The organism is Acinetobacter portensis, assembly GCF_010646905.1.
In the GTDB taxonomy this organism is placed as follows: domain Bacteria; phylum Pseudomonadota; class Gammaproteobacteria; order Pseudomonadales; family Moraxellaceae; genus Acinetobacter; species Acinetobacter portensis.
In genome coordinates this window covers 952527-967372 of record NZ_JAAARQ010000002.1, presented here as the reverse complement: position 1 = coordinate 967372, position 14846 = coordinate 952527, and the positions used below count along the sequence as shown (strand labels likewise).

At 39.2% G+C, this 14846-nt stretch carries 11 protein-coding genes; all 11 read left to right on the top strand.

Features of this window, described 5'->3' with window-relative positions:
• The first annotated feature begins 74 nt into the window (after positions 1-74).
• The 11 genes from GTK57_RS04615 (at position 75) to GTK57_RS04565 (ending at position 14831) form a co-directional block, all read left to right on the top strand.
• Complete coding sequence (locus GTK57_RS04615; RefSeq protein ID WP_163121587.1) at positions 75-1133, top strand: pilus assembly protein PilM; 1059 nt, start codon at positions 75-77, stop codon at positions 1131-1133.
• Positions 1133-1789 (top strand): PilN domain-containing protein, encoded by a 657-nt coding sequence (locus tag GTK57_RS04610; RefSeq protein WP_152875689.1) that lies wholly within the window; start codon positions 1133-1135, stop codon positions 1787-1789. The genes GTK57_RS04615 and GTK57_RS04610 overlap by 1 nt, the downstream gene beginning before the upstream one ends.
• A complete protein-coding gene (locus GTK57_RS04605) occupies positions 1786-2472 on the top strand; it encodes a type IV pilus inner membrane component PilO (RefSeq protein ID WP_163121586.1) in 687 nt (228 codons plus the stop codon). The genes GTK57_RS04610 and GTK57_RS04605 overlap by 4 nt, the downstream gene beginning before the upstream one ends.
• Positions 2472-2999: a pilus assembly protein PilP gene (locus tag GTK57_RS04600; protein WP_163121585.1), complete on the top strand. Its 528-nt coding sequence runs from the start codon at positions 2472-2474 to the stop codon at positions 2997-2999. Before GTK57_RS04605 ends, GTK57_RS04600 begins: the two co-directional genes overlap by 1 nt.
• 15 nt (positions 3000-3014) lie before the next feature.
• Positions 3015-5108, top strand: a complete 2094-nt coding sequence (gene pilQ / locus GTK57_RS04595; RefSeq protein ID WP_163121584.1) for a type IV pilus secretin PilQ — start codon at positions 3015-3017, stop codon at positions 5106-5108.
• A 37-nt stretch (positions 5109-5145) separates the two neighbouring features.
• Positions 5146-5688, top strand: coding sequence for a shikimate kinase AroK (gene aroK / locus GTK57_RS04590; protein ID WP_163121583.1), 543 nt, complete (start codon positions 5146-5148; stop codon positions 5686-5688).
• Between the two features lie 20 nt (positions 5689-5708).
• Positions 5709-6794: a 3-dehydroquinate synthase gene (aroB, locus tag GTK57_RS04585; protein WP_163121581.1), complete on the top strand. Its 1086-nt coding sequence runs from the start codon at positions 5709-5711 to the stop codon at positions 6792-6794.
• A gap of 10 nt (positions 6795-6804) precedes the next feature.
• A complete protein-coding gene (locus tag GTK57_RS04580; RefSeq protein ID WP_163121579.1) occupies positions 6805-7614 on the top strand; it encodes a hypothetical protein in 810 nt (269 codons plus the stop codon).
• 487 nt (positions 7615-8101) lie between these two features.
• Complete coding sequence (gene gltB, locus GTK57_RS04575) at positions 8102-12577, top strand: glutamate synthase large subunit (RefSeq protein ID WP_171522136.1); 4476 nt, start codon at positions 8102-8104, stop codon at positions 12575-12577.
• 71 nt (positions 12578-12648) lie between these two features.
• Positions 12649-14070: an FAD-dependent oxidoreductase gene (locus GTK57_RS04570; protein ID WP_163121575.1), complete on the top strand. Its 1422-nt coding sequence runs from the start codon at positions 12649-12651 to the stop codon at positions 14068-14070.
• A 170-nt stretch (positions 14071-14240) separates the two neighbouring features.
• Positions 14241-14831 (top strand): LemA family protein, encoded by a 591-nt coding sequence (locus tag GTK57_RS04565; protein WP_163121573.1) that lies wholly within the window; start codon positions 14241-14243, stop codon positions 14829-14831.
• The last annotated feature ends 15 nt before the right edge of the window (positions 14832-14846 follow it).

Sequence of the window (14846 nt, the reverse complement as noted above, 5' to 3'; positions counted from 1 at the left end):
TTAATAATAATAGACCGTCATCAATTAGTAAGTTATATTTTTTTTGGGGAAAGAAAAATAATAGGAACACTATAGTGCGCAGTTTATATAGTAAACAAAGTAAAGGCTTAATTGGAGTGGATATTAGTTCTACTTCTGTTAAGTTATTAGAGCTTTCTGTAAAAAATGGTCGGTATTGGGTGGAAAACTATGCACTTGTGCCGTTGCCAGAAGGAAGTGTTGTTGAAAAAAATATCTTAAACCCAGAAGCTGTTGGTGATGCCATTGAGAAAGCTTTAGGTATTTCTAACATCCGTATTGATAGTGCTGCTTTGGCAATTCCAACTTCAATGGTTATTACGAAGATCATTGAAATGGATGCAGATATGTCGAGTGATGAACGTGAAGTTCAAATTCGTATGGATGCTGAGCAATATATTCCATTCCCATTAGACGAAGTTAGTTTGGATTTTGAAGTATTGCCAGACCGATTATCTACCCCAAACCGTGTCAATGTATTGCTTGTAGCAACGCGTGTTGAAAATGTGGAAATGCGCTGCGAAGCAGTAGAGTTAGGCGGTTTAACGCCTAAAATTGCAGATGTTGAAAACTTTGCAATTGAAAATGCATTCAAAGTTTTTGCTGATACTTTACCAATGGGTGCTAATACTATTGGGATCTTAGATATCGGGCATACGATGACAACCTTATCTGTGCTTCAAGACAATAAAATTATTTATAACCGCGAACAGGTTTTTGGTGGGAAGCAATTAACCCAAGAAATTCAAAATCGTTATGGCTTGTCTTTTGAGGAAGCTGGTAGAGCGAAAAAAACGCGTACGCTGCCAGATGATTATGATGCTGAAGTGTTAGAACCTTTCCTTGATGCAGTCATTCAGCAAGCAGCTCGCTCACTACAATTCTTTTTCTCATCTTCTCAATTCAATGAAATTGATCATATTTTGTTGGCGGGCGGAAATGCAAATATTCCAGGTCTTGCAAAAATATTACAACAAAAACTAGGTTATCGCGTGACGACAGCGAATCCATTTTTACAAATGGGTTTCTCACCCCAAATTGATATTAAAAAAATTGAAAGTGATGCGCCATCTTTATTAGTTGCATGCGGATTAGCATTGAGGAGTTTTGATTAATGGCAAAGATTAATTTACTCCCTTGGCGCGATGAGCTAAGAGAAAAGAGAAAAAAACAATTTATTACTGCAAGTGTTGGGGTTGCGTTTTTAGGGGCTTTGCTTGTTGGGGCAACATGGTTTTTTTACGATCAAAAATTAAGTGATCAAGAGCAAGCAAATCAGCTGATTGTGAGTACAAATCAAAACTTGGATCAGCAATTAAAATCGTTAGATGGTTTGCAAGAAAAGCGTAATCAAATTATTGAACGGATGAAGCTTATTCAGGGTTTGCAAAGTCAAAGACCAATTGCAGTTCGCTTGATTGATGAGCTTGCACGCGTAACACCTACTAATGTTTATATCACTCGTTTTACGCGTTCAGGTGATAAATTTATGTTTGAAGGGCGAGCTGATAGCCCGAATGCAGTTGCAGAATTTTTGAGAAACTTGGAAGCATCTTCATGGTATCGAAATGCGTTTATGAATTCATTTATTGCAGGTGTTGAACAATCTCAAATTCAAAAGTCTGTTGTTCCAAGACCAGAAGATGGTTATGGAACATTTGTTGTTACTGCGGATTTAGATGAACCATCAATTCAAGCTGTAGCGGTAGTGCAGCCTGAGGTGGCAGCAGAAAATGTTGTTGAAGTTTCAACATCGGAGGTTGCACAATGAGTTTAAATGACTTTGATGATATTGCTGAAGAAGCGTCTATTGCGAAAAAGAAAAAGTTTAACTTAGATAAATTTTTACAGCAGTGGAATACCTTAGATGCGAATAATTTTGGTAGCTGGCCTCTTTCTGTAAAGGTAACTGTTTGGATTTTTATCTTAATTGGGATGATCTTTTTAGGTTATATGTTGTTGTTAAAACCTAAGATGGATGAAATTTCAGATGCAAATGCTCAAGAACAAAATTTACTGAATGAATTTAAAGCCAAAGATTCTACATTAAGAAACTTGCAGGCATATCAAAGACAATTACAGGAAATGGAAGCAAACTTTAATCAACAATTAGAGCAACTTCCTAAAGAAACAGAAATTCCTGGTTTGGTTGAAGATATGAACGTAACAGGTGTGAATTCTGGTCTTAAATTTAGGAATATCCGTCTTGAGCCTGAAGTTCAGCAAGAGTTTTTTATCGAGCAGCCAATTTCCATAGAAGCAGTGGGTGATTATCATTCTTTTGGTGCATTCGTGAGTAGTATTGCTGCATTACCACGTATTGTTACATTGCATGATTTTACTTTGACTGCAGGACCAAACACTGAAAAAAGAACAGATATTCCTCAAATCACATACACAGTAAAAGCAAAGACTTATCGTTATGTTGGTAATGCAACAGAAGGAGCGCAATAATGAATATCAAGACATTAACGCTTATCTGTTTATCAACGGCTATTGTTGTTGGGTGTGACTCTCGTATAGATGCAGTGAATTTACAAATGGCAGAAATTCGTAGTCAAGCGCCTTTGCCTATTGAGCCGACACCAAGTTTTGAGCCTGCTCCAGTGTTTAACTATTCGGCACTTCAGCTTCGTAGCCCATTTATACAAAGTTCACTTGCTGCAGAGTTGAAATTAATGGCTGGTAAGCGCGTCTATCCAAACTTATCGCGTCAACCTCAACCATTAGAAAGTTATTCGCTTGAATCTTTAAGTTTGAAAGGCAGTTTAAAGAATAGTGCGGGACAAATTATTGCGTTAATCCAAACACCAGATGGTGAGGTGGAACGTGTACAAGTCGGTAGCTATATGGGGATGAGCTATGGACGTGTGGTGAAAATCACACCTACACAAATCGATTTAATTGAAATTATTCCAGATGGCCGTGATGGATTTGTTGAGCGTCCAAGAAGTCTAATTTTAATTGGGCTTGCGCCATAAGTTTAAGGAATAAAAATGAAGAATAGTGCAAAAGATTTTATATTTGGGGATGGTATTACAATGAACAATTTGTTCCGTCAATTTTCTATGGGTGCTGTTGCCTTTGCTGTAGTACAAGTGGCAAATGCTCAAGTGAGTATTACAAATATTGTGCCTATGGATATTCCTGGACAGGGAACTGAAATTCGTGTGATGTTCAATGGTATACCGCCACAACCTGCAGCTTATCAATTAGAGCAACCATCACGTTTAATTCTAGACTTTGATAAAGCACAACAAAATTTAAAACAAAAAGTAATCCCAATTGCATCTAAAGAAGCGAATTCAGTTGATGTGATTTCAGATGCTCAGCGTTCACGTGTAACTGTTAATTTGGCAAATTCAGGTGCATTTACCACACGTGTTGAAGGTAATACCTTTATTTTAAAAATTAATTCAGCAGATGTTGTTGCAAAACCAGTTTATGCCCCTGTGCAAAATCAATTTGCAAAAGGTGTGTCAAATATTGGTTTTCAACGTGGAAACGATGGTGAAGGGCAAGTTGTTGTCGATTTACTAGGGAAAGATACATCTGTAGATGTGCAGCAAAATGGCAGTAAAATTATTGTCCGTACTATCGGTAATAAAATTCCATCTCATTTGGCACGTCGCTTAAATGTAAATGATTTTGCTACGCCTGTGTCGACAATCGATTCGCATAATGATGGTGCAAATGGTGTTATTACGATTCAGGCAACGGGTGGCTATGAATACATGGCTTATCAAGCAGAAAATAAGTTAACTATTAGCTTAAAGCGCCCAACTGAAAAAAATACTTTAAAACCTCGTTCATCGAATAGTTACACAGGTCAGAAGCTTTCTCTAGACTTCCAAGATATTGAAGTGCGTCGAGTTCTACAGTTATTGGCAGACTTCACCAATGTGAATATGGTTGCTGCTGATAGTGTGGGGGGGAGTATTTCACTACGGCTAAAAGATGTTCCTTGGGATCAAGCACTTGATATTATTCTAAAAGCGAAAAACTTAGAAAAACGTCGCAGTGGTAATGTGATTTGGATTGCACCAATGGCTGAACTGACGAAAGCTGATGAAGATGAAGCAAAAATGTTGGAGCAACAAATTAAGCTTGCGCCAATCCAAACCGAATATATTCAACTAAGCTATGCCAAGGTTGAAGATATTTCAGCATTAATTACTTCAAATAAAGCAGCTGGTGGTGGAGCAAGTGAAGGTAAAAATGAAAGCCTTTTAAGCTCACGTGGTTCGATTTCTGTCGATAAAAGAACAAATACCTTAATTGTAAATGATACGGATCAGTTTATTCAAAAAGTGAAAAAAATGATCGACTTGCTTGATGTTGCTGTAAAGCAAGTGATGGTCGAAGCTCGTATTGTGACTGCTGATACAAGTTTCTCGCGTGAATTGGGTATTAAGTGGGGGCTTGAGCGTGGTAATCCATCTTTAGCCCAAGGACCAAATGGCTCAACAGTTTGGGGTGGAGATTTTTCTCCTAAATTTGATTTGGGGGTAGATTTATCTGACGGTATAGCAACAGCAGGTACATTTAACTTTGGTTTACTTAAAATCTCTGATTACATGTTGAATCTTGAGTTAATGGCAATGCAGTCGGATGGTCATGGTGAAGTATTATCTGCACCCAAAGTTTTAACAGGGGATAAGCAAAAAGCGTATATCCTTCGTGGTGACCAACTTCCATACCAAACGTGGAGTGCGGATACGGGTGTAACAACAAACTTTGTTGATGCCAACTTGAAACTAGAAGTAACGCCAAGTATTACCCCAGATGGCAAAGTTCAAATGTCTTTGAAAATTGAAAAAGATACAGTGGGTGAACTAACAACTGCGGGTTATGCGATTAAGACCAATGAACTTGAAACGAATGTTTTGGTTGATGATGGTGAAACAGTTGTTCTAGGTGGTATTTTTGATGATGCGAAAAGTAACACTTACAAAAAAGTGCCATTCTTAGGTGATATTCCTGTTGTTGGGAATTTATTTAAGAATAATGTCAAATCAAATCTTCAATCTGAGCTATTGATTTTTGTTACACCGCGAATTGTTAATGACAGTGTTTCAAGAAATCATTAATATATTTTCAATTTAAACAAAATTAAAAGGTGACTCCTTGCTAAGCAAAGAGTTTGAGTCTCTACCTAATATTTATTTGGTAGGACCTATGGGGGCAGGAAAAACCACAGTTGGGCGGCATCTCGCAGAATTGTTAGGTCGTGAGTTTCTTGATAGTGATCATGAAATTGAGCGAAAAACAGGAGCAACAATTCCATGGATCTTTGAAAAAGAAGGTGAAGCGGGGTTTAGAGGTCGTGAGACTGTGGTTATCGATGAGTTAACAAATCGCCAAAATCTTGTTGTTGCGACAGGTGGTGGTGCTGTGACTCAGGCCCCTAATCGAGAATTTTTAAATCAACGTGGTATCGTTGTTTATCTGTATACTCCTGTCGAAATTCAACTTCAGCGTACCTATCGCGATAAAAATCGTCCATTATTACAAGTAGAACATCCGGAACGAAAGTTGCGCGATCTATTAGCGATTCGTGATCCATTGTATAGAGAAGTTGCACATTACATTATCGAAACAAATCAGGGTGCTGCCAAAGATTTGGCACATAGTATTCTAGATTTAGTTATTTCTAACGAATTACCCTAAGCTGTTAAGCGGTCTATTTCATGCAAACTTTACATGTTGAACTCGGCGATCGCCGTTACCCAATTTTTATTGGTAGTAAGTTAAATCCACAGGAGTTACTTGCGCCTTATATTCATGGCAGACAAGTCATGATTGTAACCAATACAACAGTTGCGCCTCTGTATCTAGATCGCTATGTGAATGCAATTCAGGGTTTAGGGAAAACCGTTGAAACCTGTATTTTGCCTGATGGTGAAAAGTATAAAAATATTGAGCATTTAACACTTATTTTTGATGCTTTATTGAAAGTCGGTTTTAACCGAGATTGTACGGTGCTTGCTTTAGGTGGTGGCGTTATTGGAGATATGGCAGGTTTTGCATCTGCAAGTTTCCAACGTGGTGTTTATTTTGTGCAAGTTCCAACCACATTGCTTTCCCAAGTCGATTCTAGTGTTGGTGGTAAAACAGGGATTAATCATCCCTTAGGTAAAAATATGATTGGTGCATTTCAGCAACCGCAAGTGGTTTTAGCCGATATGTCTCAATTAAAAACTTTACCATCACGAGAACTTTCAGCAGGTTTGGCAGAAGTCATTAAATATGCACTTTTGGGCGATATTGAATTTTTAGCTTGGCTTGAAGATAACATTGGTGGTCTTGTTGCAGGTGATGAAACATTACTTGCAGAAGCGGTTTATAAATCTTGCGCGCATAAAGCTCGCATTGTTGCGAATGATGAAAAAGAACAGGGTGAACGCGCATTATTAAACCTTGGTCATACTTTTGGTCATGCAATTGAATCTTACCTAGGTTATGGCGAATGGTTGCATGGTGAAGCTGTGGCAACGGGTATGGTGATGGCAGCAGATTTATCTTATAGAATGGGATGGATTAGCCAAGCAGATTTAGAGCGTACAAAAAACATCATTTCTCGCGCGCAATTACCTATCATTTGTCCTAAAATTCCATTGGATGATTTTCTTGGATTTATGTCGCATGACAAAAAGGTCTTAAATGGTCAATTGCGTCTAGTGTTAATGAAACAATTAGGTCAGGCAGTTATTACAAAAGAGTTCGATGTAGAATTGATGAAACAAGCAATTTTAGCGAATCAAGACATCGTATAAGGTATTTTTTATGGCAACACTTCGTACATATTGGGAGCGTATTCAAAGTTCAATTTGGCTTACGTGCGGTGTGTTGTGCCTATTTTTTGCTTTGGTGTTCTGGGCAATTACAGACAAAGATGACGATGTTGTTGAAGTTGTTAAGGCACCTGAAACAGAAGTCGAAATTCAGATTCAACCTGAAAAAGTTGCTGCGACAACACATTTAGGTGCGTTACTTGATGAAGTTAAGCCTTTAGAAAACACAACAAGATTAACAGCATCAGGAAACCATGAAGCTGAGTTTCGTGGTACTAAATTTATTACAGATCAAGCAAAAAACTCGACCATTGAATTGTTTCGTGCAACAGAAGAAAGTGTTGTAAAAGATTTTATTCAGAAGCAAACTGATCGTAGTCAATTGATTTATATTCGCTTGAGCGGAGAAAATCAGCACGAGCAATACGTTGTACTTTATGGTAATTACAGCAATGCAAATACAGCTAAGTCTGCTTTAGAGTCATTTCCTATCAAACTTCCTGTTTCGCTTAAACCAACAATACATTCATTTTCTGATTATGCTGAATGGGTAAATGACCTTGGATCTGATGAGCTTGGAATTACAGGAAAGATTCATGAAGTGAGATTATTGCCTGCGGCTGTTCCTAGAGTTGTACAAGTGCCTGTTGTAAAACAGCAAAATTCATTAAATGAAGATAAAGTGCCTGCTGATGCGACAACAACAACGACAGTGACACGTCGAGATGATAGTGGAAATGTTGTTGATGTAAAAAAATCACACACGGAAGTTCCTAATACATCATCAGATCATGCAGAATAAGTAGAAAATAAATAATCGTTTAAATTTGAATAAAAATAGGTCATAAATCTGTTCTAAAATAGCGCATAGCAATTCTTCTATTTTTTAAAATGCACATGAATAGTGCAAAAAACAATAAAGTAGTTTGTCCTGCTTGCAGATTTAATACTAACTCATCGAAAATTAAATGCTTTAAAAGTTGAATAAAGAGTTGGCATTATTTTTGCTTTATTGGTGCATGAATAAAATAAACGTCACTGTTTTGGCGCAAAAATATTCAATTATTGTGCGATCTTGTCAAATTTGCTTACTTAATTTTGGTACTTAAAACGCATAAATCTGTTTTTCATCGCCTTCGGTTGAGCTATAACTTAGCTATTAGTTCAATTGTAATTAGAACAGATTTTGTGAATATTCAATGATGTGAGTGAGTCATACGAATCGCAAAGAAATTAGATTTATTTTAATACTTGAAAGAGTATGTTGAAAAGAAGGGTACGCTATGCACATGCCATCGCCTAATACTGTAGCTCCCGCTCAAGGTTTATACCAACCGGATGAGTTTAAAGATAACTGTGGTTTCGGTTTAATTGCCCATATGAAGGGTGATGCAAGCCATGATTTAGTCAAGACCGCGATTCATAGTTTAAGTTGTATGACCCACCGTGGTGGTATTGCCGCAGATGGTAAAACAGGGGATGGTTGTGGTCTTCTTTTGGCTATGCCAAAGGCTTTTTTCCGTGAAGAAGCGAAAAAAATTAGTGATATTACTTTAAGCGAAATATTTGCTGCAGGCACGGTATTCTTAAATTTAGATCCTGCATTGGCAACACATTCTAAAAAAATTCTAACGAAAGAAATTGAAGCAGAAGGATGTAAAGTTTTAGGTTGGCGTGTAGTTCCAACCAATAATGATGCATTAGGTTCTATTGCAATGCAGTCATTGCCTGCATTTGAACAAATTATTGTGAACTGCCCAATGGGAGTAACTGAAGTTGAATTCAACCGTAAATTGTTTATGGCACGTCGCCGTGCAGAACAACAATTAACCAATGACCCATATTTCTATGTAACGACTTTATGTTCAACAGTTCTTACTTATAAAGGCTTGATGATGCCTGCATACATTGCAGACTTCTATACAGACTTGGCAGATGAGCGTTTAGCTTCTCATATTGTAGTATTCCATCAGCGTTTTTCTACAAATACATTGCCACGTTGGCCATTGGCTCAGCCATTCCGCTATTTAGCACACAATGGTGAAATCAATACCATTACCGCAAACCGTAACTGGGCAACAGCACGTACGCCTAAATTTGAAAATGAATTTTTACCTGGCTTAACCGATTTAAATCCAATTGTGAATCGTACAGGTTCAGATTCTTCAAGTATGGATAATATGCTTGAAATTTTAGTCGGTGGTGGAATGGACTTATTTCGCGCACTTCGTATGCTTGTTCCGCCTGCATGGCAAAACGTTGAAACTTTAGATGCAGATTTACGTGCATTCTATGAATTTAACTCTAAGCATATGGAAGCTTGGGATGGTCCTGCTGGTCTTGTAATTCAAGATGGTCGTCATGCGATTTGTATGCTTGACCGTAATGGTTTGCGTCCTGCACGTTGGGTGATTACGAAAAATGGTTACATTACACTTGCATCTGAAATTGGTGTTTGGGGTTATCAACCTGAAGACGTGATTTCGAAAGGTCGTGTAGGGCCGGGTCAAATTCTTGTGATTGATACATTCACAGGCAAAATGCTAGATACAAATGATGTCAGTAATCATTTGAAACGCATGCGTCCATATCGTCAATGGTTACGTGAAAACTCTGTACGTATTCAAGGTAGCCCAGAACTAGAAGAATATTTATGTGATCAAGGCTTAAAAGGCGATGATCTAAAAGCATCACAAAAAATGTTCATGGTAACTTTTGAAGAACGTGATCAGCTATTACGTCCAATCGCTGAAAGTGGTCAAGAAGCTGTCGGTTCAATGGGTGATGATACGCCAATGGCGGTATTGTCTCGCCAAGTACGCCATGTTTCAGATTACTTCCGTCAACAATTTGCTCAAGTAACCAATCCGCCAATCGATCCATTACGTGAATCAATCGTGATGTCATTGGAAACGTGTTTCGGTCGTGAGCAAAATGTATTTGAACAAAGCCCTGAACATGCAGATCGTTTAATTATTTCAAGCCCTGTACTTTCAAATTCGAAAATGCACCAAATTCGCACTTCAGGTCGTAAAGGCTATGAAATTGCGGATATCGACTTGAACTATCCTGAAGCTGAAGGTTTGGAAGCAGCAATTTCACGTATTTGTGGGGAAGCCGCTCAAGCCATTCGTGATGGTAAAACATTGCTTGTTATTTCAGATAAGAAAATCCGTCAAGGTTTCCTTCCTGCAAATGCAATTATGGCAACAGGTGCAATTCATCACTTCTTAATGAATTCGGGTTTACGTACCGATGCCAATATTATTGTTGAAACTGCACTCGCACGTGATGCGCATCAATTTGCGGTGATTTTAGGTTTTGGTGCAACAGCAATCTATCCATACCTTGCATACGATGTGATTAATGATTTAATTGCAAAAGGTGAGTTGTTGGGTGACCCAATTCATGCACAAGCGAATTTCCGTAAGGGTATCGAAAAAGGCTTACTCAAAGTTTTATCAAAAATGGGTATTTCTACCGTTGCATCTTACCGCGGTGGTCAACTATTTGAAGCGGTGGGTTTATCTGATGAAGTGGTTAATAAATGCTTCACAGGTGTTCCAAGTCGTATTAAAGGGGCGACATTTGGCGACCTTGAAAATGACTTGAAAAAATTAGCAGATTTGGCTTGGAAAGCACGTAAACCAATTGAACAAGGTGGTTTGCTGAAATTCGTATTCGATAAGGAGTATCATGCCTTTAACCCAGACGTGATTAATGCTTTACATAAAGCAGTGCGTTCGGGCAATTATGCAGACTTTAAAGAATATGCAGAGCTTGTAAATACACGTCCTGTTGCCACTATTCGTGATTTATTTAAGCTTAAAACAGACAATTCAATTGCTTTAGATGACGTTGAATCGGTAAAAGATATTCTTCCTCGTTTTGACTCAGCTGGGATGTCTTTAGGTGCGTTATCACCTGAAGCACATGAAGCGATTGCTATTGCAATGAATACTATTGGTGGGCGTTCAAACTCGGGTGAGGGTGGTGAAGATCCATCACGTTACGGCACAATTCGTAACTCGAAAATTAAACAAATTGCATCGGGTCGTTTTGGTGTAACTCCTGCATATTTAACTTCTGCAGAAGTGCTTCAAATTAAAGTGGCTCAAGGTGCAAAACCAGGTGAGGGCGGTCAGTTGCCGGGTGGTAAAGTGAATGGCTTAATTGCTCGTTTACGCTACTCTGTTCCGGGTGTGACGCTTATTTCTCCACCTCCGCATCACGACATCTACTCAATTGAAGATTTATCTCAATTAATTTTCGACTTAAAACAGGTTAACCCACAGGCGATGGTGTCCGTTAAGCTTGTTTCAGAGCCGGGTGTAGGTACGATCGCTGCGGGCGTTGCAAAAGCCTATGCCGATTTCATTACCATTTCAGGTTATGACGGTGGTACAGCGGCATCTCCACTTTCTTCGATTCATCATGCAGGTTCGCCATGGGAATTAGGTCTGTCTGAAGCGCATCAAGCACTTCGTGTAAATGACTTACGTGGCAAAGTACGTGTACAAACTGATGGTGGTTTAAAAACAGGTCTAGACGTTGTTAAAGCTGCAATTTTAGGTGCGGAAAGCTTTGGTTTTGGTTCTACACCAATGATTGCTTTGGGTTGTAAATATCTACGTATTTGCCACTTAAACAACTGTGCAACAGGTGTTGCAACACAGCAAGATCATTTACGTCAGGAACACTATATTGGTGAACCTGAAATGTTGATTAACTTCTTCACATTTATTGCAGAAGAAACACGTGAATGGTTGGCAGCGCTTGGTGTTTCAAGCTTGAAAGATTTGATTGGTCGTACAGATTTACTTGAAGTTTTACCGGGTGAAACTGAAAAACAATCACATTTAGATTTAAGTGCCTTACTTCAATCGCATCCTTCTGCTGAAGGTAAAGCGCAATATTGCCAAGTTGAAGGTAATGCACCATTCGATAAAGGCTTGCTTGCTGAAAAAATGGTGGCAGAAATTCTTCCTGCAATTGAAGCTGGTACAGGTGGTGAATATAGTTTCACAATTGGTAACTGTGACCGTTCTATTGGTGCACGTTTATCGGGTGAAATTGCACGTCGCTACGGTAACTTAAGCATGGAAGCACATCCTGTTAAAGTGAATTTGACAGGTACCGCAGGTCAATCTTTAGGTGTTTGGAACGCGGGTGGTTTGCATATTAGCCTTGAAGGCGATGCAAATGACTATGTGGGCAAAGGCATGGCGGGTGGTCGTATTTCCATCTTCCCACCAAAAGGTTCACCATTCCAAACGCAAAATACTGCCATTATTGGTAATACATGTTTATACGGTGCAACAAGCGGTAAGTTATTTGCAGCAGGTACAGCAGGTGAGCGTTTTGCAGTTCGTAACTCAGGTGCCTTTGCGGTTATTGAAGGTGCGGGCGATCATTGCTGTGAATACATGACAGGCGGTATTGTGACTGTATTGGGTAAAGTGGGGCATAACTTTGGTGCGGGCATGACAGGTGGTTTTGCTTATGTACTTGATTTAGATAATGACTTCGTTGACCATTACAATCACGAGCTTATTGAATTGAATCGTATTTCAACTGAGGCAATGGAGGAGCATCAATCGTTCTTACTGCGCATTTTAGATGAACATATTAAAGAAACAGGTAGTGCTTGGGCGTACAAGATCCGCAACGAGTTTGATTTCTACAGTCGTAAATTCTGGCTTGTGAAACCAAAAGCAGCGAACTTACAAACGCTGTTAAAAACAACTCAAGCAGATCCACAATAATTCCACTACTTGCTGAAAGATAGGCAGGTGTAGCAAAAAAAAACTGACTACACCTACCCACGGAGAGAGACATGGCAGAGCGCCTAAACAATGACTTTCAATTTCTGGATGTAGCACGCCAAGATCCAGAGAAAAAAGATTTGAATATCCGCAAAGCAGAGTTTGTGGAAATTTATAAACCGTTTACAGCTGAAGTTGCAGCAAACCAAACACATCGCTGTTTAGGTTGTGGTAATCCGTATTGTGAGTGGAAATGTCCAGTGCATAACTACATTCCCAACTGGCTCAAACTGATTGCAGAAGGTCGCATTTTCCAAGCGGCTGAACTGTGTCATCAAACCAATACATTGCCTGAGGTGTGTGGTCGTGTATGTCCACAAGACCGTTTGTGTGAAGGTGCTTGTACGCTGAATGATGGTTTTGGTGCAGTCACCATTGGTAATGCAGAAAAATATATTAACGATACCGCCTTTGCTTTGGGCTGGCGTCCAGACATGTCGCATGTGAAATGGACAGATAAAAAAGTCGCAATTATTGGTGCAGGCCCCGCAGGTTTAGGTTGTGCAGATATTTTGGTACGCAATGGTGTTCGACCTGTTGTATTTGACAAGCGTCCTGAAATTGGTGGACTTCTCACTTTCGGTATTCCTGAGTTTAAAATGGAAAAAGATGTGATGAAACGCCGTCGTGAAATTTTCACAGGCATGGGCGTTGAATTCCGTTTAAATACTGAAATTGGTACAGATATCACCATCGATCAATTACTTGCAGATTATGATGCGGTATTCATGGGTATGGGAACATACACTTACATGAAAGGTGGTTTTGCAGGTGAAGACCTAGATGGTGTTGTTGATGCACTGGATTTCTTAATTGCCAACGTAAACCGTACGCAAGGATGGGAAAAAGATCCATTAGAATACATTTCAGTTGAAGGCAAAAAGGTGATTGTGCTTGGTGGTGGAGATACCGCAATGGACTGTAACCGTACTTCAATTCGTCAAGGTGCAGAATCTGTAACGTGTGCTTATCGTCGTGATGAAGAAAACATGCCAGGTTCACGTCGAGAAGTGAAAAATGCGCGTGAAGAAGGTGTGAACTTTGCTTTTAATCGTCAACCTATCGAAATTGTAGGCGAAAATGGCAAAGTAACAGGCGTGAAAGTGGTGACAACACAATTAGGCGGGCCTGATAGTCGTGGTCGTCGTAGTCCTGAGCCAATTCCGGGTTCTGAAGAAATTCTACCTGCCGATGCTGTGCTTCTTGCATTTGGTTTCCGTACAAGCCCTGCAGACTGGTTTGGTGCTGCAAACATCAGCTTAGATGGTTCAGGTCGTGTGGTTGCTGCTGAAAAGCAAGACTATAAGTTCCAAACGTCTAATCCGAAAATTTTCGCAGGCGGTGATATGGTGCGTGGCTCAGATTTAGTGGTTACGGCAATCCATGAGGGGCGCCAAGCAGCGGAAGGCATTCTTGATTATTTAGATGTTTAAAATATTTAAATCATTTATAAAACTCGCTTCGGCGAGTTTTTTTATGCGTATTGTATTTTTCTCAAATAGTGTATTTTAGAGATGTAAAAAAAATACACAATAATCATGAAAAATCGAGTTAGAATCGAGTGAACTTAACAAATATAACTAAGTCATTGAGGTTTATAGAAATGAACTACATGAAAAAAACTGTTTTAGCGACTGCACTTGCAAGTACATTGATGTTAACAGGGTGTGGCTACAATACTTTGCAAGTAAAAGATGAATCTGTTGCTGCAACATGGTCAGAAGTACAAAACCAATATCAACGCCGTGCGGATTTAGTGCCTAACCTTGTGAATGTCGTGAAAGGCTACGCCAAGCATGAAGAGCAGGTATTAACGGAAGTAACTCAAGCACGCTCCAATATTGCAGGCTTAAAAGTAGATAAAGAAGTTCTAGAAGATCCAGCTTTATTTGAAAAATATCAACAAGCTCAAGCACAAATGACTAGTGCTTTGTCACGTTTAATTGCAGTTTCTGAAAATTATCCAGACTTAAAAGCCAATGAGCAATTTAAAGAACTTCAAGTGCAATTAGAAGGTACAGAAAACCGAATTGCAGTTGCACGTAATCGTTACATCACAAGTGTTCAAGATTTTAATTCGTATTCACGTCAGTTCCCGCAAGTGATGACAGCGAAAGTGATTGGAATGAAAACCAAAGAAAACTTTAAAGCAGATCAGGGTGCACAAACTGCCCCAAAAGTGGCTTTTGAATAATTCAGTGACTCAAAA